Below are 23,451 nucleotides of genomic sequence, written 5' to 3'. Positions count from 1 at the left end.
ATTGTCGTACAATTAATGTGTAGTTAAAAATTAACACAGGGACATTAATCGTCCACAGGGACAATAATCGTCAACAGGGGTGAAAATGGAACAGTTAATAAGGTTACAAAAACAGCTGATACCAGAATTGTTAGAGGTATTAGAAGTAAGATATAAACTCTTAAGGAACATAAAATATAGACAGCCTATTGGAAGAAGACTATTATCTGCAACTGTTCAGATTTCAGAAAGAATAGTTAGAAGTGAAACAAATTTCTTGAAAGATCAAGGCCTTATCGATATAACTTCGGCAGGTATGAATATCACAAAAGAAGGTGAAGATGTTTTAAATGGACTTAGAGAGTTTATGAGAGAAACTAGTGGAATAAATCTTTTAGAAGCTCAGTTAAAAAAGAACTTAGGTGTTCATCAAGTTATAATAATCAATGGTAGTGTTGAAGAGGATGATACGCTGTTTGAAGAATTAGGTAAAGCAGCAGCAAATTATCTTAAACAAATTTTACATGATGACATAATAATATCCTTAACTGGGGGAAGAACTATAAAAGAGGTAGTTGATAAATTTCCTGTTCTGCAGAAATATAAAAATGTCAAGGTTTTACCTGGCAGAGGCGGGATGGGGAAGGAAACAGAACTGCAAGCTAATACATTAGTAGAAGTTTTAGCTAATAAGATGTCAGCGTCCTATGAACAGCTTCATATTCCAGATAATTTAAGTCAAACCTTGTTTGATGCAATGATTCAAGAAAGTGAAATAAAAGATATCTTTACAGCTATAAGAAATTCAGAAGTTTTACTTCATGGAATTGGTCTTGCAAAAGAAATGTGTGAAAAAAGAAGTTTAACTGGAGAAGTAAAGGGTAGAATAATAGAGTGTGGTGCAGTTGGAGAAGCCTTTGGACATTATTTTAATTGTAATGGTGAAGTGGTTTACTCAATGCCTGCAATAGGAATCAGAAGAGAAGAAATTGATGCTATACCTCATATGATAGCAGTTTCGGCAGGTGTTAATAAAGCACAGGCGATTGCAGCTATTGAAAAGGGGAGAAGTAATTCTGTTTTAATTACCGATGAAGAAACAGGAAGAGCTGTTTTGAAAATTTTGAAGGAAACTCCTTGTAATATTCATTCTAAGGAGTAGTCTAATGAGTGAGGTTCACTTATGAAATTTAGGATTTCTAGTGTTACTTAAGCTCAAATTAACCAAATCAAAGATTTGGTTAAATGCTTATTATGTTAACAATGCTTAACTTATAAATTTAAAATAAGTTAGCACAAAATATAAATATAAAAGTATTTTACTTAAATTTAGGAGGTATTTTGTAATGGTTAAAGTTGGTATTAATGGATTTGGAAGAATAGGTAGAAATGTTTTTAAGGCAATTCTTAATAACTATAGCAATGATATAGAAATAGTGGGAGTCAATGACTTAACAGACCCTAAAACATTAGCACATCTTTTAAAATATGATGCTTTATACGGAAGATTCAATGGAACAGTTGAAGCTACTGAAAATTCTATCATAGTAAATGGAAAAGAAATAAGAATATTTGCTGAGAGAGATCCCAAAAACATTCCTTGGGGACTTCAAGGTGCAGAAATAGTAATCGAGTCTACTGGATTATTCACAGATGCAGTTAAAGCTAAAGCACACATTGAAGCAGGAGCTAAAAAAGTTTTAATATCTGCTCCAGCTAAAAATGAAGATATAACAATAGTTATGGGAGTTAACGAAGAAAAATATGATAGCGAGAAGCACAACATAATTTCTAATGCTTCTTGTACTACAAACTGTTTAGCACCATTTGCTAAAGTTTTAGATGCAGAGTTCGGAATTAAGAGCGGTCTTATGACAACAATTCACTCTTACACTAACGACCAAAAAATATTAGATGCTCCTCACAAAGATTTAAGAAGAGCAAGAGCAGCAGCAGAGGCTATGATCCCAACAACAACTGGAGCAGCAAAAGCAGTTGCACTAGTATTACCACAACTTAAAGGAAAATTAAACGGAATGGCAGTTAGAGTTCCAACTCCAACAGTTTCTATGACTGACTTAGTATTTGAAACTGAAAAGCCAGTAACTGCTGAAGCAGTAAACGGAGCTTTAAAAGCAGCATCAGAAGGAGCTTTAAAAGGAATATTAGGATTCTCTGAAGAGCCACTAGTATCTATCGATTACAGAGGAGATGAAAGATCTTCAATAGTTGACGGATTATCAACTATGGTAATGGGAGATAACTTAGTTAAAGTTGTATCTTGGTATGACAATGAGTGGGGTTACTCAAACAGATTAGCAGACTTAACAAAATATGTTGCTGACAGATTATAATTAGCAAATTATATAAATAGCAGATAATACAATAAAAAATCTAGTTCAGCGAGACACTCATGAACTAGATTTTTTGATGAGAAGGAAGGTAATTATATGTCATATAATAAAAAATCAGTAGAAGACGTTAATGTAACAGGTAAAAAGGTATTAGTTAGATGTGACTTCAACGTGCCAATAGTAGATGGCAAAATTACTGACGAAAATAGATTATTAGGTGCAATGCCAACAATAAATTATTTAATAGAAAATGGAGCTAAAGTTATACTTTGCTCACACCTTGGAAAACCAAAAGGAGAGCCAAAGCCTGAGCTTTCTTTAGCACCAGTAGCGGTAAGATTAAGCGAGTTATTAAATAAAGAAGTTGTTTTTGCAGATGATGCTGAAGTTGTTGGCGAGAATGCAAAAAAAGCTATCGAAAACATGAAAGATGGAGAGATAGTACTTCTTCAAAATACAAGATACAGAAAAGAAGAAACTAAAAATGAAGAAAATTTTTCTAAAGAATTAGCTTCTCTTTGTGAAGTATATGTAAATGATGCTTTTGGTTCTGCTCACAGAGCACACTGTTCAACAGTTGGTGTAACTGAGTATGTTGACGCAGCGGTTTGCGGATACTTAATAGAGAAAGAACTTCAGTTCTTAGGAAATGCAATAGATAATGCTGAAAGACCATTCACTGCTATCCTTGGTGGATCAAAGGTTTCAGATAAAATTAATGTTATCAATGCTCTTTTAGAAAAAGTAGATAACTTAATAATTGGTGGAGCAATGGCTTATACATTCTTAAAAGCTCAATGCTACAGCATCGGAACTTCAAGAGTTGAAGAAGATAAACTTGATTATGCAATTGAAATGATGAATAAAGCTAGAGAAAAGAACGTTAAGTTATATCTTCCAGTTGATCATGTTGTTGCATCAGAGTTTTCAAAAGATGCAACTCCAGTAGATACTGAAAATGAGAATATTCCTGATGGATACATGGCATTAGACATCGGACCAAAGACAAGAGAAGTTTATGCTAGTGTTATAGAAGGTTCTAAAACAGTAGTATGGAATGGACCTATGGGAGTTTTTGAATTTGAAAACTTCAGTAAAGGAACAATAGCGGTTGGAGAAGCAATGGCTAAGTGTGAAGGTGTTACTGTTATCGGTGGTGGAGACAGCGCAGCTGCAGTAAATATCTTTGGATTAGGTGATAGAATGACTCACATATCTACAGGTGGTGGAGCATCACTTGAATTCTTAGAAGGAAAAACACTTCCTGGTATAGCTGCACTACAAAATAAATAAAACTAAATAAATGGCTTTAAGTAAATGGACTTCTAGTAAATATATGTTTATAATATAGGTATAAATTTGTAATATTTTTAGGAGGTAATTATGAGAAGAGCAATAATAGCAGGTAACTGGAAAATGAATAACACTATTTCAGAAACTGCTGCTTTAATAGATCAATTAAAACCAATGATTAAGGATGCAAAGTGTGATGTAGTGGTATGTCCTACATTTTTATCTTTACCTACGGCAGTAGAACTTTGCAAGGGTACTAATATAAAAGTAGGTGCTCAAAATATGCACTTTGAGGATAATGGAGCATTTACAGGTGAAGTGTCACCTTTAATGCTGAAGGAACTAGGGGTAGATTATGTAATTATTGGACACAGTGAAAGAAGACTGTATTTTAATGAAACAGATGAAACTGTTAATATGAAATTAAAGGCTGCTTTTTCTCATGATATATCTCCAATTTTATGTGTAGGGGAAAGTTTAAGTGAAAGAGAACTTGGTATAACAGAAGAAGTTCTTGCAACTAAAGTAAAGCTTGATTTATTAGGACTTAGCAAAGAACAAGTAGAAGAGCTTGTTATTGCATATGAGCCAATATGGGCAATTGGAACAGGAAAAACTGCTACAGCTGAAGATGCAAATAATACAATTGGATTCATTAGAAGCGTAGTGGGTAAACTATATGGAAATGATGTGGCAGAGAAAGTCAGAATCCAATATGGTGGATCCGTTAAGCCATCAACTATTAAAGAGCAAATGGCTATGGAACACATAGATGGAGGCTTGATTGGTGGGGCTAGCCTTAAAGCTTCGGATTTTGCTGCAATTGTAAATTATTAATATGTGATAAATTTAGGATGGAGATAAATATGAATAAAAAACCAGTAATGCTTATGATATTAGATGGTTTTGGTATAAGTGATAACGTAGATGGTAATGCTGTTAGGGAAGCTAAAAAGCCTAATTTTGATAATTTGATGGCTAAGTATCCTCATACACAGTTATCAGCATGTGGTTTAGATGTTGGTCTTCCAGAGGGACAAATGGGTAACTCAGAAGTTGGACATTTAAATATAGGTGCAGGAAGAATAATATACCAAGAACTTACTAGAATATCGAAAGAAATAAAAGAAGGAACATTCTTTGATAATGAAGCTTTAAACTATGCATGTGATGAAGCTTTAAAGAATAATTCTGCTGTACACCTTATGGGGTTATTATCTGATGGTGGAGTTCACTCACATATAAACCATTTAAAAGCACTTTTATCTCTTTGTAAGAAAAAAGGTATAAAAAAGGCTTATGTTCACTGCTTTTTAGATGGAAGAGACGTGGCACCGGGTTCTGCAATAAATTTTGTTAAGGATTTACAAGAATTTATGGCTGAAGAAGGTGTTGGAGAAATTGCAACTCTTTCTGGAAGATATTATGCAATGGATAGAGACAACAGATGGGAAAGAGTAGAGCTTGCTTATAATGCCATCGTAAAAGGTGAAGGAAATAAATATACTTCAGCTGTAGAGGCTTTAAAGGATGCTTATCATGATAATAAATCAGATGAATTTGTTGTTCCATCAGTAATAACAAAAAATGATAAACCGGTTGGAAATATTAAAGATAAAGATTCTGTAATATTCTTTAACTTCAGACCAGACAGAGCTAGAGAAATTACAAGAGCTATCAATGATGTAGAGTTTTCTGGTTTCAAAAGAGATAGATTAAGTTTAACTTATGTATGTATGACTCAATATGATAAAACTTTAGAAAATGTAAGAGTGGCATACACTCCTGAGCATTATACTAACACTTTAGGTGAGTATATCAGCAAAAAAGGTCTTAAGCAGCTTAGAATTGCAGAAACAGAAAAATATGCTCACGTTACCTTCTTCTTTAATGGAGGAGTTGAGCAACCAAATGAAGGGGAAGACAGAATTCTGATTCCTTCACCTAAGGTTGCAACATATGACTTAAAACCTGAAATGAGTGCATATGAAGTTACAGATGCAGTGATTAATGCTCTAAGCGAAGATAAGTATGATTTAGTTATTCTTAACTATGCAAATCCAGATATGGTTGGTCATACTGGAGTAATTGAAGCTGCGGTTAAAGCGGTAGAAACAGTGGATGAGTGTTTAGGAAAAGTTGTCGATAAAGTAGTATCTATGGACGGAACAGTATTTATTACTGCTGACCATGGAAATGCTGAATCTATGATAGATTATTCAACAGGAAAGCCTATGACTGCACATACAACAAATTTAGTTCCTTTCTTATATGTATCAAACCATTCAAAAGATTTAAAGGAAGATGGAATTTTAGCAGATATATCTCCTACAATTCTTACAGAGATGGGTCTTGACATACCTAAGGAAATGGAAGGAAAATCTTTAATATAAAACATTACAAAAATAAGTAAGTATAGTATAATTTTTTATGGATGTAAATTTATTAATATAGATTTATATAAACAAAGTTTAGGAGGAAGAATAATGAAACAATATGTTGAAATCATTGACGTATTTGCAAGACAAATACTTGACTCAAGAGCATTCCCAACTGTAGAGGTAGAGGTAGTATTAGAAGACGGTACAGTTGGAGTTGCAGCAGTACCATCAGGAGCATCTACAGGTATGTTTGAAGCTGTAGAATTAAGAGATGGTGATAAAGAGTTCTTCAATGGAAAAGGTGTTTTAAAGGCAGTTGAAAATGTAAATGAAATAATCGCTGAAGAATTAGTTGGAATGAACATTTTCGATCAAGTTGCTATAGATAAAGCTTTAATCGAATTAGATGGTACACACAACAAAGCTAAATTAGGTGCTAACGCTACTCTAGGAGTTTCTCTTGCTTGTGCTAAAGCAGCAGCTAACTACTTAGGATTAGGTTTATACCAATACTTAGGAGGAGTTAACGCTAAAGTTCTACCAGTTCCAATGATGAACATATTAAACGGTGGATCTCACGCTGATAACAACGTTGACCTTCAAGAGTTCATGGTAATGCCTGCTGGAGCTTCTTCATTCAGTGAAGCTTTAAGAATGGGTGCTGAAGTTTATCATGCATTAAAAGGAATATTAAAAGCTAGAGGCTTAAGCACTGGTGTTGGTGATGAGGGTGGATTTGCTCCAAACTTAGACTGCAACGAAGATGCTATAAAAGTTATCATCGAAGCTATAGAAAAAGCTGGATACGTTCCAGGAAAAGATGCTTTCATAGCTCTTGACCCAGCTTCATCTGAGTTCTTCGAAGATGGAAAATACAATCTTGCTGGAGAAGGAAGAATTCTTACTCCAGAGCAAATGGCTGATTACTATGTAGAGTTATGTGAAAAATACCCGATCATCTCTATCGAAGATGGTATGGCTGAAGAAGATTGGGAAGGTTGGAAATACCTAACTGATAAAATTGGACACAAAGTTCAATTAGTTGGAGACGATTTATTCGTTACTAACACTGAGAGATTATCAAGAGGAATTGAAGCAGAAACTGCTAACTCAATCTTAATAAAATTAAACCAAATCGGTACTTTAACTGAAACTTTAAATGCTATCGAAATGGCATCTAGAGCTGGATATACTGCAGTAGTATCTCACAGATCTGGAGAAACTGAAGATAACACTATTGCTGACTTAGTTGTAGCAACAAATGCTGGTCAAATTAAGACTGGTGCACCAGCTAGAAGTGAAAGAGTTGCTAAGTACAACCAATTATTAAGAATTGAAGAAGAGTTAGGCGATATGGCTGAATTCAGAGGCTTAAAATCTTTCTACAACGTAAAAAGATAATTTAAGTAATTAAATTTATTATGAAATTAAGCAGGGATAATTATTTGTCCCTGCTTTTAATTCAATATGGATGAAGGGCTATTTACATTTATTGCTTTTCAAGTTGTAAAAACATTTTTCCTATGATAAAATGGGAGATAGATATTTAGGAATATTTTAAGGGGGTGCCACGATGAGAACAGCACTTGAAATCATTATTGTTATATCAGCAATACTAGTAATAATATCAATATCTTTACAAGAAAGTAAGGCATCAGGACTTGGTGGGCTTGTTTCAGGAACATCAGAAACTTTCTATAGCAAAAACAAAACAAAGACTAAAGAAGCTTTCCTTATGAAGCTTACAATAGTATCTGCAATAGTATTTGCAGTAGCAACTATCTTAATTAACAGAATACTACTATAGAAAAAAGCTATCTATTAAGATAGCTTTTTATTATACGGTTATTGCAAATGTTAAGCGGCAGGTTTAGCCGATTTTGATTTAATAGATTTTATTTTTGGAATTCCAAAGGCTATTGAAACACACCCACAGATTAACATTAAAATAGGATAATGCAGGTATTTTATTATTTCAAAGGGAGATATACCAGCAAGACCTGCGGCAGTTAAAAGTTGTGCGCCATAAGGGATGATGCCCTGCCATACTGATGAAAAAATATCTAATAGACTAGCAGACTTTGCTGGGTCTACTTCATATTCTTCGGAAATATCTTTAGCTAGCGGTGCTGCCATTACAATAGCTATTGTATTATTTGCAGTACATAAATCCATTACACTGACTAAAGCAGCAATTCCCAATTCAGCACCCCTCTTACTTTTAATTCTTTTAGTTATAAAGTTCAGTAGAAAATCAATACCTCCATTGAATTTAATTAATTCAACCATTCCACCAACAACGATAGAAATTAAGCATAGTTCTTGCATGGAAACCATTCCACTTGAGATTGCAGCAATTAATCCAAACATATCAAAAGCTCCTGAAATTAATCCAATTATTCCTGCAAGGATAACACCTCCGCCTAAAAGGAAAAATACATTTGTCCCAAGAATAGCACCGATAAGCACAAACATATAAGGCAAAACTTTTATTAATTCATAGCTGTAATTTGAAGAAGGAGTGCCTTTATAACCAATAGTTAAAAGGGTAAGAATTATTACAGTTATTATTGCAGCTGGGAGTACAATTAAGAAGTTAGCTCTAAACTTGTCCTTCATTTCACAACCCTGAGTTCTGGTAGCTGCAATTGTGGTATCAGATATCATAGATAAATTGTCACCGAACATAGCACCGCCAACAACAGCACCTAAAATTAAAGCTGTTGGAATTCCTGTTTTTGAAGCGATAGCCAATCCAATAGGTCCAAGTGCTGCAATTGTTCCAACAGAGGTACCCATAGAGATTGATATGAAGCATCCTATAATAAATAAACCTGAAACTAAAAGATTAGCTGGAAGAATAGATAATCCTAAGTTTACAATGGAATCAACACCTCCCATGGATTTCGCAACGCTGCTAAAGGAACCTGCAAATAAAAATATCATCAGCATTAAGATAATGTCTTTATTTCCACCACCTTTACAAAACACTTCTAACTTAGTGGAAAAGTCAGCTCTTTTGTTAATTAAAAAGGCTGTAGAAGTAGAAATGATGAAAGCAACAAGAACCGGCATCTTATAAAAGTCTCCACTTATAATTCCGCTTCCAATAAATAATAGTAGGAATACGCCTAGGGGCAGCAAAGCAAGAGCATTGCCTTTTGTTTTTGAGTTATTCATATTAAGTCTCCTTTAAGTAATTTTAAGTAATAAAAAAAGCTTGAGATGAACTCAAGCTAGAATTAACTAAGTAAACTCATCTATCAGCATGAAAAGCTGCAGGATTTAGCACCATTATATGTGTATTGAACATATTGGTTGCTGGGTATCGACGGGCCAGTCCCTCCACCACTCTTGATAAGATATATTTTTAATTAGTTTTATATTATTTTAAAGAGCATAAAATGTCAATAGCTAATAGGGTGAGAGAAATAATTAAAAATATTCTTTATTTTCTAAAAATATTTACATAAATTAAATTTAACCCTATAATATTAATAGGGGTGATGTAAATAATGGAAGAATATAAGTCTAAACTTAAAAGTTTGGAAATGGATTACTTAGTTGATGCAATCAGATGTTTAGAAACTAGAGAAGAAGTCTATAGATTTTTAGAAGATGTATGTACTATTACTGAAATAAAAGCAATGGAACAAAGACTTAAGGTTGCTACCATGCTAAAGAATAAGAAAACATATTTAGATATTGCCAGTAGTACTGGTGTAAGCACCGCCACCATAAGCAGAGTTAATAAATCCCTTAATTACGGTACAAATGGGTATGATGCTATTTTTGAAAGGGTAAACTGGAAGGACTATTATAAAGAAGAATTGTAGATAAATAATGCTTAACCTAATCATATAGGTTAAGTATTTTTTTTATTCTAAGACGGATAATACTATATGATGGAATAGAATTCGCGAACATAAATTCTTAAATTGGATAAAATTCGTTTATAATATGTAACTATATGATATAATAAAAGATAGATTAAAAATAAGTGAGTGTTCAAATCTATGGTTTGTAAACATGAAGCTAATTTATATAGATGTAGGAGTGATTAAATGGACTTGAAAAATCTGCTTAATAAAGAACAGTATGAGGCAGCAATAACCGTTGAAGGACCATTATTAATATTAGCAGGTGCTGGTTCAGGAAAAACAAGGGTTTTAACTTATAGAATAGCCCATATGATAAATGATTTAAATATATATCCATCACAAATATTAGCGCTGACTTTTACAAATAAAGCAGCTGGTGAGATGAAGGAAAGAGTTAAAGGTCTTGTAGGGGATGTAGTTGACGGTATGTGGGTTTCAACCTTCCACTCAAGCTGTGTTAGAATTCTTAGAAGAGAAATTGACAAGATGGGATATAATAAAAATTTCACCATCTATGACAGCTATGACGCTAAGTCTTTAGTTAAGCAATGTATGAAGGAGCTTAATATAAATGATAAAGACTTAACTGAAGGTGAGATAATTGGAAAGATATCTGACGCTAAGAATAAATTAATTTCTGCAAAGAAATTTAAAAAAGAAAATGAACATAATTTTAGAATGAATAAAATTGCTGATGTATATCTAGCTTATGAGAAGAAGCTTAAGACAGCAAACTCTTTAGACTTTGATGATTTAATATATTTAACAGTTAGATTGTTTAAAGAAAATGAAGAAGTTAGAGAGTTTTATAGAAGAAAATTTAAGTACATATTAGTAGATGAGTATCAAGATACTAATAAGTGTCAATATGAACTAGTTAAGTTACTAGTAAATGAGAATGAAAATATCTGTGTTGTTGGTGATGATGACCAATGTATTTATGCATGGAGAGGTGCAGATATTCACAATATATTAGATTTTGAAAAAGATTTTCCTAAGGCGAAGGTGGTTAAGCTTGAGCAGAACTACAGATCTAAGTCAAACATTTTAGAAGCTGCCAATAAAGTTATCAGAAATAATGCCCAAAGAAAAGATAAAGCTCTTAGAACAGAAAGTGAAGCTGGAGACCCAATTAAGGTATATAGGGCTTATAGTGATATAGATGAAGGTAACTTTGTTGCAACTCAAATTAAAAGATTAATGACTGAAGAAGGCAGAAGTCTTAAAGACTTTGCTATACTTTATAGAATGAACTCTCAATCTCGTATTTTTGAGGAAGCTTTTAGACGTAACTCAATAACATATAAAATTGTTGGTGGACTTCGTTTCTATGAAAGAAAAGAAATAAAGGATATTATGGCTTATTTAAAGCTGATAAATAATCCATTAGATGATGTAAGCTTAAAAAGAATAATAAATGAGCCAAAGAGAAGTATAGGTGATACAACTATTGCAAAGGTTCAGGAGTTTGCTACTGATAAGGAAATCTGTATGTATGATGCTTTATTAGATGCAGACTTTATTCCAAACCTTACAGCAAGAACTATAACAAGCATTAATAAGTTTGTGAGCTTAATGAATACACTGATTACAGATGCAGAAAATTTAAGTGTTTCCCATTTAATTGAGGAAATTTTAGATAGAAGCGGATATATGAAGATGCTCAAGGGATCTACGAGTGCAGAAGATGAAAGCAGAGTTGAGAACTTAAAGGAATTGGTTTCTGATGCTGTTGCCTTTGAAGCTTCTTCTGAGGATAAATCTTTAAGTGCATTCTTAGAGAAGGTTACTTTAGTATCTGATATAGATAATTTAGAGGAAGATAATGATGCTGTAGTTATGATGACTGTTCACAGTGCTAAAGGACTTGAATTCCCAGTGGTATTCTTAGTTGGTATGGAGAATGGTATTTTCCCAGGAATGTCTTCATTAAACAGCAATAGTGAAATGGAGGAATCAAGAAGGCTTGCATATGTTGCAATAACAAGAGCAAAGGAGAATTTATATATTTCTTCTGCAGACCAAAGAATGGTTTTTGGTAGAACGGTAGCATATCCTCTTTCAGATTTCGTAAATGAAATTCCTAAGGAGCTAAGAACTAGTTTAAATGAAGTAACAAGGGTTCATCAAAAACCAGGAACTTCACCTAGTAGCAGTACCTTTGGAATGGAGAGAGACAATAATCCTCATTCCTTTAGAAATAGTTTTTATAATAAGTCAACCTCAAGTAATGCTGACTTCTTAAATGAAAAAAAGGTAGCTGCATCTCAAGGAATATCATGTAGTGAAGTTACAGTTGGCAGAAAGGTTAAGCATGGGAAGTTTGGAATAGGTACTGTTGTATCAACGACTAAGGATGCTTCAGGAACCATTGTAACAATAGCCTTTAATAATATGGGAATAAAAAAATTAATGCTGAATAAGGCAGGATTAGAATTATTATAGGTGGAGGATATTTATGAGTAGTTCAAAACGTGAAAGAATGCTGGAGCTTATTGAAGAGTTAAATAGATATTCCTATGAATATTATACTTTGGATAATTCTTCAGTTTCGGATAAAGAGTATGATAAAAAATATGATGAACTTAAGGAAATTGAAAAGGAATTAAATGAAGTATTACCATATTCTCCGACTCTTAGAGTTGGAGATGTGGTTCTTGATGAATTCAAAAAGTATAGACATAGAGCTCCATTGTGGAGTTTAGATAAAGCTCAATCAATAGAGGAAATTGTGGATTGGCATAATAGAAACTTAAAGGCTGTGAAGGAATTTAATAGTACTCATGAAGAGCAGCTTCCGAAGCTTCAGTATATTATAACAAAAAAGTTTGATGGGCTTTCTGTTAACTTAACCTATGATGAAGATGGAATTCTATCAGTAGCTGCTTCAAGAGGTACAGGAGAAGTTGGGGAAGATATTACAAGTCAGGTTAAAACTATTAAGTCTATTCCTTTAAAGATTGATAACAATAATGTGTTAGAAATCCATGGTGAGGCTATTATGACAAAAGAAGCCTTTGAAGAGTATAATAAGAATGCTGAAACACCACTTAAAAATCTTAGGAATGGAGCCGCAGGAGCTTTAAGAAATTTAAATGTAAAAGAGACTGCCAGAAGAAATTTATCTGCTTTTTTCTATGATGTTGGATATAACGAAGGTCAGCAGTTTAAGACCTATGAAGAAATGTTAGGTTTTATAAAGAAAATGGGGCTGCCTATGGATAATTATATTTGTAAGGTATCCAGCATAGAAGAAATAGAAGAGCAGACAAAATATATAAATGAAATTAGACCTTCATTAAATTATGATATTGATGGAATTGTTATTGCAATAGATGATATGAGAACTAGAGAAGTTTTAGGCTATACAATTAAATTTCCTAAGTGGGCTATTGCATTTAAGTTTGAAGCAGAGGAGACAACGACAACACTTTTAGATGTAGAGTGGAATGTTGGTAGAAGTGGAAGAGTTAGCCCTACAGCTATATTAGAACCAGTGGAATTGGCGGGAGTAACAGTAAAAAGAGCAACTTTAAATAATATGGATGATATTGCAAGGAAAGGTGTACGTATTGGAGCAACAGTTTTTGTGAGAAGATCTAATGATGTTATTCCAGAAATTATGGGAGTAGTTGAAGAATCATTAGAAGGAACAAAAGAAATTGAAGCACCAGAAGTATGCCCTAGCTGTGGAGAAGCATTGTTTAGAGATGGAGTTCATATATTCTGTGAAAATACCTTGGCATGTAAACCACAAATGGTAAAAACTATCGTGCATTATGCTTCCAGAGAAGCTATGAACATTGCAGGATTTAGCGAGAAGACTGCAGAGCAGCTTTTTGAGCAGTTAGGTATAAAGTCTATATCAGATTTATATAGAATGACTCAAGAGCAGTTAGAAGGCTTAGAGAGGTTTGGTAAGAAAAAAGCAGAGAATTTACTTAATGCATTAGAAAAAAGTAAGGATTGTGAGCTTGATTCGTTTATTTATAGCTTAGGAATCGTTAATGTAGGTAAGAAAACTGCGAAAGATTTAGCTAAAACCTTTAATACTTTAGAGAATATTGAAAATGCAACCTTTGAACAGTTAGTTGCAATTCCTGATATAGGGGATGTAGTAGCAAAAAATATTGTTGAGTTCTTTTCTTTGGAAAAATCGAAGGAAACAATAAATGAACTTCTTCAGTTAGGGGTTAAGCCTAGAGAAACTGAAGTAAAAGAAGTTGTAGATAATGCATTTGCAGGGAAAACTGTAGTTGTAACAGGAAGTCTGCAGGATTTTTCAAGAACAGAGATAAAGGATAAGCTGGAAGATCTGGGAGCCAAGGTGTCGGGTTCTGTCAGCAAGAAGACTGACTATGTAATTGTTGGTGAGGATGCAGGATCTAAATATACTAAAGCCGTTGAGCTTGGAATTAAAATTTTATCAGAAGAAGATTTTAAGAACATGATATAAAAATAAGCTGATGAAAAGATTATTACTTTCTTTTCATCAGCTTATTTTATTTTTCATCATCAAAAGTTTCTGCGATATCACATTCATCTATGTTAGCATCTGAATTTGAATTACTGCCTTCTGTAGAAGTTAATTTATCATTATATCTTCGATTTCTTTCTTGTATGTTAAGAATATGAGATATTTTTTCAAGTAAGTAATTTGTGTATCTCATTTGGCTGTAGATGCCGTTAAATACAACAAATCCCCAGATGAAAATTATCATGAATGCTATTAGTGAAAGAATACCAAGAGATTTTAAAATAATGTCCAAGTAAAACATAGTTCAACCTCCAAAAAAAATTCTCGTTAAATAATATTATATCATATGTATTAAAAAGTAGTAAAAGATATAATAAAAAATATGATATGTTTATTAATTTAATAAATAGGTAATAATTTCTAAAAGGGAGGAGATGGATATGAAAAAAATATTAGCGTTTACAATGATAGTCATGATTATTTTTTTAGGGATATCTATTGAAAGAGATATATCAGTAGTGGATAATAAAAATCCATATGATCAATATATAAATTATAATATGGCAGCTAATCCGGAAAACCTAAAGCTGACTGCGACCAATTATGTTAGAGAAAAGGATTTGTTAATAAATTTATTTCAAGGACTAGTCAAAGAAGATGAAAATGGAAAAATAGTTGGTGCCCTAGCGGAAGAATTTCAAGTATCAGAGGATGGATTGGAGTATAACTTTAAGCTGAGAGATAACATTTATTATAGTACAGGATCAAAAATAACTTCTAAGGATTTCGTGGATTTCTTTAAAAGTTTTTTAGATGATGAAAGCAATATATATAGAAGTGATTTAGATTTTATATATGGTGTTAAGGATTATCGAGAAGGAAGAATAGATTTTTCACAGGTTGCTATTATTTCTAAAGATGATATGTTAACCATAAGATTGAATAATCCATGCCCTTATTTTCTTGAAATTTTATCTCATCCGATTTATGTTTTAAGGGATTATGAGAAGCTAAATAATTATAAGAATAGATATAATGAAATTCGATATACAGGACCATTTATTATAAAAAGTGTTTTGGGTGATGAAGTAATTCTTTCGAAAAATGAAAGATATTATAATTCTAAGAATATTACGGACGAGGAAATTAGAATTTCTTTTATTGATAGTGCTGAAAATGCCCTTGCAATATTTGAGGATACAGAGAATAAAACTGGCAATAAAGTTGATGTAATGATGGATGTGCCTGTTAATGAGGTGTATAGATTAAAAAAACAAAATATGATTAAAAGCTTTGCAGGCAATGAATCACTATTTCTAAGCTTTAATGATAGTGAAGAAAGGATTTCAGGGGATATTAAATTTAGAATAGCTGTTAAAGATAGTTTGAATCGAGAAGTGTGTTCTGAAAGTATTTCTGAAAGTTTATTAAACACAGTATATTCTTCTGTGGAGGCTGAAGGCAAAACGCTAGAAGTTTTCAAACCGCAATTTGAAGGCAATGCAAAAAAATATTTTAAAGACTTAAATAAGGAAAGAAATTCAAAAATTATAGTTATCTATGAGGACAAAAGTCTTCAAAGAAGAGTGGCAAAGGAATTGTGTGAAGAACTTTCAAAGGCAACGGGGATGGAGTTTGAACCAATGGCATACTCAAGTGAAGAAATTAAAAATGTTATTGAAGCTGGCGAATATGACATATGTATTAGCAGCTTTCAATATAAATACGAGGGAGAATTTGAGTATTTGAATCAATTAGCTGCTGCGCAGGGAAACGAAGAGTGTAAAGATAAAGTTCATAAAACTTTATATATCATGGATGAAGATGAAAGAAATACAGTATTTGAAGAGTGTGAGCAAATATTATCTGAAAAGTTATCACAAATTCCTTTGTATGAAGTAAATAATGTAATATGTTATAAAAATGAGTTTTCTGGATTTTATGTTAATAAAAGAGGAAATATTGATTTAGAAATGATTAAAAGAGTACGATGAGGATCGTACTCTTTTAAATTTATAAACAAATTAGAAATCTAAAGTAGAATTTAAGTATATTATTGTGAAAAAGTTAAACATATTTTTGCAGGAGTCAAATGTACTCTTATATTGTTTATAGCTTTCTTTTTTTCTATTAAGAGAAACGCTTTTTACAAAAATAGGTGCAAGATTATTTGAATCAGTTCCAAGACAATTAGCCATTCTAAAGTAGCTGTCATCTAAAAGGTCTTCGGATTTATTTGAAAAGTTTTTATATCTTTCTACATCATCAAGAGGAGGTGCTTCAGGCCACCTAAGAATAATACCTGAATTAACAACTTGATTTTTATAGATGTTGTGAATTTTTGAGGAAAGTTCATTTTGCTCATTTCCTTCTAAGGTTGCCCTTTGAATCATAAAGGAATATAAGTAAAGAAGAATTTCATCAGAAGTAAACTTGTTTTCTTTTTCAGATAAATCTTTAATAAATACACCACGCTCATTGTCATATAATCGCTCTAGACCTTCAAAAATATATTGTGCATCGTCAGTAAATTTTTCAACACCAGTATTTTTGAATGCTAGATGAGCAGCTATATAACTTAAACAAGACATATCAACATTATCGCGGATAACTGATGGAGGCATATGTTTTATGTTTTCTAACATTAAATCAGTGAATTCCACAAGTATTTCTCTTGCTTCATCAAGTTGTGATGCCTCATAAAAAATATTAAAAGCTAGACAGATTTTAACGAGTTCATCTTGAGAAGTATTTCGAATTTCTCTTTTTAGTTTGGAGAATAAATTCAAAATATCTAAAGAGAAATCTTTGAAATCATCTCTTTTCTTATCTGATAAAGTGTAACATTTATAGTAGGCAGCCATAAGCAGAGCTTGAGTTGAAAATTTGAATTTAATATCTTTATCAGTCAAATTATAATCATTTTCTAGAGGATCAGATGAATCATATTTATCGATAAATAATCCATCAGCACTCCTGCAGTTAATCGCATAGAATTCAAGTTGTTCACTTGCTAAGTCAACGTAGTATTTTGCCAGATTAAATTTATCTTTATCAATGCCAGAAAAGTTACGGTAGTATTCTGATAAGTAAAGTAATCCAAGGGTCATATAACCGTTGGAGCATATGTTTATTTCTTTCTTGAATTTTCTATGATTCCAGATAAGTTTATCTTTTTCTTGAAGAAGTTTTCCGTCAGCTTTTCGGTATACACATAATAGTGGAGAAATCACACTATTTGTGGTATCATCATCAGTAGGTAAGGCTTTATTCCTTAAATCGGAATTTTTGCATATAATTCCACAGCCTGAGTAAAGAACTATATGCTTTAAGGACTCTTTAGATAAATGAAATAATTGACTTTTTATATTGTCATTATTTAATATGTTAATTCGTAAAAAAGGTCCTATAAATTTCAAAAATAACACCACCAGAATATTAATCTTATATATTCATATGATTTAAAGTTCGAAAATGTGCTTAAAATCAAATAGTTTTTTAGGTTAGGAGAATTTATATGAGAGTAGGGAAACTTAATTGGGATGAATTAAACTATATAATAGATAATCATACGGGGAAAAAGAGGGAAGAGGTTAAAATTTCTAATGGCGTTGGTGAAGATTGTGCTGTAGTTGATTTTGGCAGTAGTAAATGTGTGATATCAACAGATCCTATAACTGGTGCAGTTGAAAATATAGGAAAGTTAGCAGTTAATATTAATTGTAATGATATAGCTTCATGTGGAGTTGAACCTTTAGGACTTTTAGTTACTATTTTAGCGCCACCAGCAATAAAGCTTCAGGAACTTCATGATATTATGGAAGAGCTACATCAGGAGGCCTTAAAGGTTGGAGCACAGATAATTGGTGGGCACACGGAAATTACAGAGGCGGTAAATAAAATAATAGTTTCTTGTACAGCTTTAGGAAAAAGTAATGAAAATGAACCTATAAGTACTTCAGGCGCAACGGTTGGAGATTCCATTATTGTTACTAAAGATTTATGCTTAGAAGGAACGGCTATATTAGTGAGCGATTATGAAGATAGGTGCTCAAAAGTATTGAATGAAGAGGAAATTACTGAGGCTAAGTCATATGTAAATTTGATAAGTGTTGTAAAAGAAGGTATTATAGGTGGTAAGTGTAGTGTATCTTCCATGCATGATATAACAGAAGGGGGAGTTTTGGGTGCACTTTGGGAAGTGGTAAGTGCAAGTGGCACTGGATTTATTGTAGAAAAAGAACTAATGCCTTTAAGTGATATAACATGTAAGGTCTGTGATGAATTTAATGTGGATCCGTTAAAATTGATTTCTTCGGGAAGTATGCTTATGACAACTAATAATCCTCAAGTTGTTTTAGCGAAACTTAAAGATGCAGGGATTAAAGGAACTATAATTGGTAATATAATTAATTCAGGCGGCTGGATAAAGGAAGAAGGAAGCTTAGTAGAAGTAAATCCACCAGAAGCCGATGAATTATTTAATATACAATAAACGTAAGGAGATAAAATTATGAGAAAACTAGTAGTTGCAAGTAATAACGCACATAAAATTTCAGAAATAAAGGAAATGCTTAGTAAATTTGATCTGAAGGTTTTGTCTTTAAAAGAAGCTGGAATAGATGTTGATGTTGAAGAAAATGGAACAACCTTTATGGAAAATGCTTTAATTAAAGCTAGAGCTATAAAAGCTTTATGTAAAGATGCGATGGTTCTTTCTGACGATTCAGGATTATCAGTTGAAGCTTTAGATGGCGCTCCAGGGATCTATTCTGCAAGATATTGTGGAGAGCATGGAAATGACGTAGAGAATAATAAAAAGCTAATAAGAGAAATGGAAGGAATTCCGTTTGAGGAGAGAAAAGCAAAGTTTGTATGTGCAATGGCATTGATTGTTGATGAGGCAAATGAAGTTCAAGTACAAGGTGAAGTAGAAGGCTTTATTTTAGAAAGCTATGAGCCATGTGAAGGATTTGGTTATGACCCATTATTTTATGTACCGTCATTAAAGGCTACTTTTAATGATGTTTCAAGTGAAGTTAAAAACTCTATGAGCCATAGAGGTAGAGCTTTAGAAAAATTAACTGTGGAAATAAAAAAATACCTTTAAGGGAATTTAGAGCTCCTGATATAAGAATAGTTAAGTTGAATATAATAGGATATATTTATTCAATCTGAATGAAGGAAACACTTTCTATATAGGAAGTGTTTCCGATACTTTTATTAGGGGTTTTACAAGATTTAACTATTGAAAATTGCAAAGTATGTAGGTAATGCAGATATATAAGTAGTGAAAATGCAAGTTATATCAAAGGGTTGAAGCGTGTGAAAGAAAAAATGACATAATAATATAAAAAAACTTTAAAAAAAGTGTTGACTAATTAGGGTTAAGTCTGTATAATAAATTTTGTCGTTAAGGTTACTAAATGTCAGAAAGTCAAGAGACAGTGAAGTTTAGACAGTAACGGGGTGTGGCGCAGATGGGAGCGCGCGTGGTTTGGGACCATGAGGTCGCAGGTTCAATCCCTGTCACCCCGACCACTAAATTTTAATAATATGCGGGTGTAACTCAATGGTAGAGTGCTAGCCTTCCAAGCTAGTTACGAGGGTTCGATTCCCTTCACCCGCTCCAAATAAGCGTCTTTAGCTCAGCTGGATAGAGCAACGCCCTTCTAAGGCGTGGGCCAGGAGTTCGAATCTCTTAAGACGCACCATATATGGTGAATGTAGTTCAGTTGGTAGAGCGCCAGATTGTGGTTCTGGTTGTCGTGGGTTCGAGTCCCATCATTCACCCCATTTAATTATTGGGATATCGCCAAGCGGTAAGGCACCAGACTTTGACTCTGGCATTCGTAGGTTCAAATCCTGCTATCCCAGCCAAAATGTGGTTCGCTAGCTCAGTCGGTAGAGCACATGACTTTTAATCATGGTGTCCGGGGTTCGATCCCCCGGCGAGCCACCAGAATGAACATGCAGATGTGGCGGAATTGGCAGACGCACTAGACTTAGGATCTAGCGCCTTAGGCGTGGGGGTTCGACTCCCTTCATCTGCACCAATCATTCTAAAAAGTAAAATATGCGGGAGTGGCTCAGTGGTAGAGCGTCACCTTGCCAAGGTGAACGTCGCGAGTTCGAATCTCGTCTTCCGCTCCAATATGCGGGTGTAACTCAATGGTAGAGTGCTAGCCTTCCAAGCTAGTTACGAGGGTTCGATTCCCTTCACCCGCTCCAAATAAGCGTCTTTAGCTCAGCTGGATAGAGCAACGCCCTTCTAAGGCGTGGGCCAGGAGTTCGAATCTCTTAAGACGCACCATATGTGGTGAATGTAGTTCAGTTGGTAGAGCGCCAGATTGTGGTTCTGGTTGTCGTGGGTTCGAGTCCCATCATTCACCCCATTTAATTATTGGGATATCGCCAAGCGGTAAGGCACCAGACTTTGACTCTGGCATTCGTAGGTTCAAATCCTGCTATCCCAGCCAAAATGTGGTTCGCTAGCTCAGTCGGTAGAGCACATGACTTTTAATCATGGTGTCCGGGGTTCGATCCCCCGGCGAGCCACCAGAATGAACATGCAGATGTGGCGGAATTGGCAGACGCACTAGACTTAGGATCTAGCGCCTTAGGCGTGGGGGTTCGACTCCCTTCATCTGCACCAATCATTCTAAAAAGTAAAATATGCGGGAGTGGCTCAGTGGTAGAGCGTCACCTTGCCAAGGTGAACGTCGCGAGTTCGAATCTCGTCTTCCGCTCCAATATGCGGGTGTAACTCAATGGTAGAGTGCTAGCCTTCCAAGCTAGTTACGAGGGTTCGATTCCCTTCACCCGCTCCAAATAAGCGTCTTTAGCTCAGCTGGATAGAGCAACGCCCTTCTAAGGCGTGGGCCAGGAGTTCGAATCTCTTAAGACGCACCATATATGCCGGGGTGTGGCGCAGATGGGAGCGCGCGTGGTTTGGGACCATGAGGTCGCAGGTTCAATCCCTGTCACCCCGACCACTAAATTTTAATAATATGCGGGTGTAACTCAATGGTAGAGTGCTAGCCTTCCAAGCTAGTTACGAGGGTTCGATTCCCTTCACCCGCTCCAATAAACAAGTAGTTTGATTAACTACTTGTTTTTTTATGTTTATAATGAAAAAGTTTATATATATTGTTAAATGCACAAATATTTCTATAATTATAAAACAGTGTGATATAATTGTAATAGATAATTATTTATAAGGGTTCAAGTAGGGGGAAGAAAAATGAATAAACCAAATATCATATTTTACTTTTCTGATCAGCAGAGATGGGATACTATTGGATGCTATGGACAGGAGTTAGATATTACACCGAATTTAGACAAATTAGCAGAAGAAGGAGTAGTTTTTGATGAGGCATATACAGCTCAACCAGTTTGTGGACCATGCAGAGCTATGTTTCAAACAGGAAAATATCCTACTCAAATAGGTTGTTATAAAAATGATATAGCACTTCCATTGAAGGTTAAAACTTTAGCTGATTATCTTTATGAAGCAGGATATGATGCAGGTTATGTTGGTAAATGGCATTTAGCAAGTGAGACTCTTGAGAATGGAGAGGTTATTGATTATACTGTAACTGCAATTCCACCTGAGAGAAGAGGAGGATACAAGGGATTTTGGAGAGCTTCAGATATATTAGAGTTTACTTCTCATGGGTATGATGGTTATGTATTTGATGAGAATATGAATAAATGCGAATTTAAAGGATATCGTGTAGATTGTATTACTGATTTTGCTTTAGAATATATAGAACAGCAAAAGGGCGATAAACCATTCTTCATGACTATTTCGCATATAGAGCCTCATCATCAGAATGATAGAAATAGATATGAGGGACCGGAAGGTTCAAAAGAAACCTTTAAAGATTTTAAACTTCCAGGTGATTTAGCGGCATTGAAAGGAAATGCTGAAAATGAATATCCGGATTATTTAGGATGTTGTAAGAGTTTAGATGATAATTTGGGACGAATTATTGCAAAATTAAAGGAAAAAGGGGTATATGAAAATACTATAATTGTATATTCTTCTGATCATGGCTCTCATTTTAAAACTAGAAATAAGGATAAAAATTTGAATGGAGCAGATGATTATAAGCGCTCATGTCATTCAGGCTGTTTACATGTACCGCTAGTTATTGCGGGACCTGGGTATAGGGGAGGTAAGCGCGTAAAGGAGTTAGTAAGCACAGCGAGTCTACCAAAGACATTTTTAGCAATGGCTGGAGTAAATGTTGGAGAAAAAATGGTAGGTGAAAATCTTTATGATGTAGCCTTTGGAGATATAAGTAATAGGAAGAATCAGATCTTTGCCCAAATAAGTGAAAGCAGAGTAGGAAGGTGTATACGTACGGATAAATATCTTTATAGTGTCTTTGCACCAGATAAAAATGGATATGAATATGCTGATAGCACAATATATGAAGAGGATTTTTTATATGACTTGGAAAAAGATCCATATGAACTTAATAATCTAGTAAAGGATACAGGTTATAAAGAAGTAAGAGCAGAATTAGCAGAAAGACTTAAATATGAAATGAAGTTAGCTGGTGAAGAAGAACCTATAATTATAGCAGCTCGATAGATATTTTGCAGACATATACGGCATAATAGTATGGGTGGGGGTATATGTACTATTATGCCGTATATACACTAAAATCCTTTATTGTAACAAACTTATTTTGGTGATAAAATAATAGTGTTACAATATGCACCCATAGCTCAGCTGGATAGAGTGCTGGACTTCGAATCCAGGCGTCGGGGGTTCGAGTCCCTTTGGGTGTGCCATAAATGAAAAAATACCAATGGTTCGGAGAAATGAGCTATTGGTATTTTTATTAAAAGTGTGCAACGCGGGTGTAACGAGATTGAATTAGCTATAAATTAGTGAAGAAAAGTAACTCATAATTTTATTGTTTATTTTTATATGTTGCAATGAGTTTAATTTAAATAATTTAATCTTTTAAATAAAAAAAGGTTGTATATATTTAACTTTTAGATTATATTATATTATTATTAGTGTAGAATATTAAAGATTATATTATAATTAGTGTAGAACATTAAAGATT

General features: G+C 33.8%; 17 protein-coding genes, 20 tRNA genes and 1 riboswitch. Of the genes, 34 read left to right on the top strand and 3 right to left on the bottom strand.

Translation table 11 applies throughout. From position 1 onward, the window contains the following. The first annotated feature begins 85 nt into the window (after positions 1–85). From BN1075_RS10145 to secG, 7 genes are all read left to right on the top strand, one after another. Positions 86–1,141, top strand: a complete 1,056-nt coding sequence (locus tag BN1075_RS10145; RefSeq protein ID WP_040193028.1) for a sugar-binding transcriptional regulator — start codon at positions 86–88, stop codon at positions 1,139–1,141. Positions 1,142–1,325: 184 nt separating this feature from the next. Then, entirely contained in the window at positions 1,326–2,333 is a 1,008-nt protein-coding gene (gene gap, locus BN1075_RS10140) for a type I glyceraldehyde-3-phosphate dehydrogenase (protein ID WP_040193027.1), read from the top strand. Between the two features lie 96 nt (positions 2,334–2,429). Further along, complete coding sequence (locus tag BN1075_RS10135) at positions 2,430–3,626, top strand: phosphoglycerate kinase (protein WP_040193026.1); 1,197 nt, start codon at positions 2,430–2,432, stop codon at positions 3,624–3,626. Positions 3,627–3,716: 90 nt separating this feature from the next. After that, entirely contained in the window at positions 3,717–4,463 is a 747-nt protein-coding gene (tpiA, locus tag BN1075_RS10130) for a triose-phosphate isomerase (protein ID WP_040193025.1), read from the top strand. Positions 4,464–4,492: 29 nt separating this feature from the next. Further along, on the top strand, positions 4,493–6,019 hold the full coding sequence (gene gpmI / locus BN1075_RS10125; protein WP_040193024.1) for a 2,3-bisphosphoglycerate-independent phosphoglycerate mutase: 1,527 nt from the start codon (positions 4,493–4,495) through the stop codon (positions 6,017–6,019). Between the two features lie 93 nt (positions 6,020–6,112). Then, a complete protein-coding gene (gene eno, locus BN1075_RS10120) occupies positions 6,113–7,408 on the top strand; it encodes a phosphopyruvate hydratase (RefSeq protein WP_040193022.1) in 1,296 nt (431 codons plus the stop codon). A 172-nt stretch (positions 7,409–7,580) separates the two neighbouring features. Then, positions 7,581–7,814, top strand: a complete 234-nt coding sequence (gene secG, locus BN1075_RS10115) for a preprotein translocase subunit SecG (protein WP_040193021.1) — start codon at positions 7,581–7,583, stop codon at positions 7,812–7,814. Positions 7,815–7,864: 50 nt separating this feature from the next. Here the strand turns inward: secG and BN1075_RS10110 are convergent, their stop codons facing one another. Beyond that, a complete protein-coding gene (locus tag BN1075_RS10110; protein WP_040193020.1) occupies positions 7,865–9,187 on the bottom strand; it encodes a Na+/H+ antiporter NhaC family protein in 1,323 nt (440 codons plus the stop codon). Between the two features lie 73 nt (positions 9,188–9,260). Further along, positions 9,261–9,371, bottom strand: a riboswitch (SAM riboswitch). Between the two features lie 151 nt (positions 9,372–9,522). On the opposite strand from BN1075_RS10110, the gene BN1075_RS10105 reads away from it, so the two are divergent. From BN1075_RS10105 to ligA, 3 genes are all read left to right on the top strand, one after another. Further along, the gene (locus BN1075_RS10105) at positions 9,523–9,843 is read left to right on the top strand and encodes a YerC/YecD family TrpR-related protein (protein WP_040193018.1); all 321 of its coding nucleotides are present in this window, start codon (positions 9,523–9,525) and stop codon (positions 9,841–9,843) included. 228 nt (positions 9,844–10,071) lie between these two features. Continuing rightward, complete coding sequence (gene pcrA, locus BN1075_RS10100; RefSeq protein ID WP_040193017.1) at positions 10,072–12,333, top strand: DNA helicase PcrA; 2,262 nt, start codon at positions 10,072–10,074, stop codon at positions 12,331–12,333. Between the two features lie 13 nt (positions 12,334–12,346). Further along, positions 12,347–14,344 carry an NAD-dependent DNA ligase LigA gene (ligA, locus tag BN1075_RS10095; RefSeq protein ID WP_040193016.1) on the top strand — a complete coding sequence of 666 codons (1,998 nt, stop codon included), beginning with the start codon at positions 12,347–12,349 and terminating at the stop codon, positions 14,342–14,344. A gap of 46 nt (positions 14,345–14,390) precedes the next feature. Here ligA and BN1075_RS10090 read toward each other — a convergent pair whose 3' ends face one another. Continuing rightward, positions 14,391–14,666: a hypothetical protein gene (locus BN1075_RS10090; protein WP_040193015.1), complete on the bottom strand. Its 276-nt coding sequence runs from the start codon at positions 14,664–14,666 to the stop codon at positions 14,391–14,393. A 139-nt stretch (positions 14,667–14,805) separates the two neighbouring features. Between BN1075_RS10090 and BN1075_RS10085 the strand changes: the two genes are divergently transcribed. After that, positions 14,806–16,359 carry an ABC transporter substrate-binding protein gene (locus BN1075_RS10085; RefSeq protein WP_040193014.1) on the top strand — a complete coding sequence of 518 codons (1,554 nt, stop codon included), beginning with the start codon at positions 14,806–14,808 and terminating at the stop codon, positions 16,357–16,359. A 30-nt stretch (positions 16,360–16,389) separates the two neighbouring features. On the opposite strand, the gene BN1075_RS10080 is transcribed toward BN1075_RS10085, so the two are convergent. Continuing rightward, the gene (locus BN1075_RS10080; protein WP_040193013.1) at positions 16,390–17,784 is read right to left on the bottom strand and encodes a hypothetical protein; all 1,395 of its coding nucleotides are present in this window, start codon (positions 17,782–17,784) and stop codon (positions 16,390–16,392) included. 98 nt (positions 17,785–17,882) lie between these two features. Here BN1075_RS10080 and BN1075_RS10075 point away from each other — a divergent pair, with 98 nt between their 5' ends. The 23 genes from BN1075_RS10075 to BN1075_RS09965 all read left to right on the top strand — a co-directional run bounded on the left by BN1075_RS10075 (position 17,883) and on the right by BN1075_RS09965 (position 23,170). Then, positions 17,883–18,860, top strand: coding sequence for an AIR synthase family protein (locus BN1075_RS10075; RefSeq protein WP_040193012.1), 978 nt, complete (start codon positions 17,883–17,885; stop codon positions 18,858–18,860). 18 nt (positions 18,861–18,878) lie between these two features. Beyond that, positions 18,879–19,475, top strand: coding sequence for an XTP/dITP diphosphatase (locus tag BN1075_RS10070; protein WP_040193011.1), 597 nt, complete (start codon positions 18,879–18,881; stop codon positions 19,473–19,475). A 355-nt stretch (positions 19,476–19,830) separates the two neighbouring features. Next, positions 19,831–19,906 (top strand) — tRNA-Pro (locus BN1075_RS10065). A gap of 17 nt (positions 19,907–19,923) precedes the next feature. Continuing rightward, positions 19,924–19,997, top strand: a tRNA-Gly gene (locus BN1075_RS10060). 5 nt (positions 19,998–20,002) lie between these two features. Further along, a tRNA-Arg gene (locus tag BN1075_RS10055) sits at positions 20,003–20,079 on the top strand. A 6-nt stretch (positions 20,080–20,085) separates the two neighbouring features. Next, positions 20,086–20,161 (top strand) — tRNA-His (locus tag BN1075_RS10050). Between the two features lie 9 nt (positions 20,162–20,170). Then, positions 20,171–20,245 (top strand) — tRNA-Gln (locus BN1075_RS10045). 6 nt (positions 20,246–20,251) lie between these two features. Next, positions 20,252–20,327: transfer RNA gene (locus BN1075_RS10040), tRNA-Lys, on the top strand. A gap of 10 nt (positions 20,328–20,337) precedes the next feature. Next, positions 20,338–20,421 (top strand) — tRNA-Leu (locus BN1075_RS10035). 22 nt (positions 20,422–20,443) lie between these two features. Next, a tRNA-Gly gene (locus BN1075_RS10030) sits at positions 20,444–20,518 on the top strand. A gap of 4 nt (positions 20,519–20,522) precedes the next feature. Then, positions 20,523–20,596: transfer RNA gene (locus BN1075_RS10025), tRNA-Gly, on the top strand. Between the two features lie 5 nt (positions 20,597–20,601). Next, positions 20,602–20,678 (top strand) — tRNA-Arg (locus tag BN1075_RS10020). A 6-nt stretch (positions 20,679–20,684) separates the two neighbouring features. After that, positions 20,685–20,760, top strand: a tRNA-His gene (locus BN1075_RS10015). Positions 20,761–20,769: 9 nt separating this feature from the next. Then, positions 20,770–20,844: transfer RNA gene (locus BN1075_RS10010), tRNA-Gln, on the top strand. Positions 20,845–20,850: 6 nt separating this feature from the next. Continuing rightward, positions 20,851–20,926, top strand: a tRNA-Lys gene (locus BN1075_RS10005). Between the two features lie 10 nt (positions 20,927–20,936). Next, positions 20,937–21,020: transfer RNA gene (locus BN1075_RS10000), tRNA-Leu, on the top strand. 22 nt (positions 21,021–21,042) lie between these two features. Beyond that, positions 21,043–21,117 (top strand) — tRNA-Gly (locus BN1075_RS09995). 4 nt (positions 21,118–21,121) lie between these two features. After that, positions 21,122–21,195 (top strand) — tRNA-Gly (locus tag BN1075_RS09990). A gap of 5 nt (positions 21,196–21,200) precedes the next feature. Then, positions 21,201–21,277, top strand: a tRNA-Arg gene (locus BN1075_RS09985). 7 nt (positions 21,278–21,284) lie between these two features. After that, positions 21,285–21,360 (top strand) — tRNA-Pro (locus BN1075_RS09980). 17 nt (positions 21,361–21,377) lie between these two features. Beyond that, positions 21,378–21,451 (top strand) — tRNA-Gly (locus BN1075_RS09975). A gap of 157 nt (positions 21,452–21,608) precedes the next feature. Then, positions 21,609–22,967: a sulfatase family protein gene (locus BN1075_RS09970; protein WP_040193010.1), complete on the top strand. Its 1,359-nt coding sequence runs from the start codon at positions 21,609–21,611 to the stop codon at positions 22,965–22,967. Between the two features lie 126 nt (positions 22,968–23,093). Next, positions 23,094–23,170: transfer RNA gene (locus BN1075_RS09965), tRNA-Arg, on the top strand. Positions 23,171–23,451 lie beyond the last annotated feature (281 nt).

It is taken from the genome of Clostridium culturomicium (genome assembly GCF_000821305.1).
Lineage (GTDB): Bacteria > Bacillota > Clostridia > Clostridiales > Clostridiaceae > Clostridium_J > Clostridium_J culturomicium.
Note: the sequence above shows the minus strand (reverse complement) of the source record. Positions and strands in the feature narration are given on the sequence as shown.

Excerpts from the sequence above, each read along its gene's own strand:
- BN1075_RS10090 (WP_040193015.1), bottom strand. The coding sequence starts at position 14,666 with ATGTTTTACTTGGACATTATTTTAAAATCTCTTGGTATTCTTTCACTA.
- tpiA (WP_040193025.1), top strand. The coding sequence starts at position 3,717 with ATGAGAAGAGCAATAATAGCAGGTAACTGGAAAATGAATAACACTATT.
- BN1075_RS10075 (WP_040193012.1), top strand. The coding sequence starts at position 17,883 with ATGAGAGTAGGGAAACTTAATTGGGATGAATTAAACTATATAATAGAT.
- eno (WP_040193022.1), top strand. The coding sequence starts at position 6,113 with ATGAAACAATATGTTGAAATCATTGACGTATTTGCAAGACAAATACTT.
- BN1075_RS10135 (WP_040193026.1), top strand. The coding sequence starts at position 2,430 with ATGTCATATAATAAAAAATCAGTAGAAGACGTTAATGTAACAGGTAAA.
- ligA (WP_040193016.1), top strand. The coding sequence starts at position 12,347 with ATGAGTAGTTCAAAACGTGAAAGAATGCTGGAGCTTATTGAAGAGTTA.
- BN1075_RS10085 (WP_040193014.1), top strand. The coding sequence starts at position 14,806 with ATGAAAAAAATATTAGCGTTTACAATGATAGTCATGATTATTTTTTTA.
- BN1075_RS09970 (WP_040193010.1), top strand. The coding sequence starts at position 21,609 with ATGAATAAACCAAATATCATATTTTACTTTTCTGATCAGCAGAGATGG.
- BN1075_RS10105 (WP_040193018.1), top strand. The coding sequence starts at position 9,523 with ATGGAAGAATATAAGTCTAAACTTAAAAGTTTGGAAATGGATTACTTA.
- secG (WP_040193021.1), top strand. The coding sequence starts at position 7,581 with ATGAGAACAGCACTTGAAATCATTATTGTTATATCAGCAATACTAGTA.
- BN1075_RS10070 (WP_040193011.1), top strand. The coding sequence starts at position 18,879 with ATGAGAAAACTAGTAGTTGCAAGTAATAACGCACATAAAATTTCAGAA.
- pcrA (WP_040193017.1), top strand. The coding sequence starts at position 10,072 with ATGGACTTGAAAAATCTGCTTAATAAAGAACAGTATGAGGCAGCAATA.
- BN1075_RS10110 (WP_040193020.1), bottom strand. The coding sequence starts at position 9,187 with ATGAATAACTCAAAAACAAAAGGCAATGCTCTTGCTTTGCTGCCCCTA.
- BN1075_RS10145 (WP_040193028.1), top strand. The coding sequence starts at position 86 with ATGGAACAGTTAATAAGGTTACAAAAACAGCTGATACCAGAATTGTTA.
- gap (WP_040193027.1), top strand. The coding sequence starts at position 1,326 with ATGGTTAAAGTTGGTATTAATGGATTTGGAAGAATAGGTAGAAATGTT.
- gpmI (WP_040193024.1), top strand. The coding sequence starts at position 4,493 with ATGAATAAAAAACCAGTAATGCTTATGATATTAGATGGTTTTGGTATA.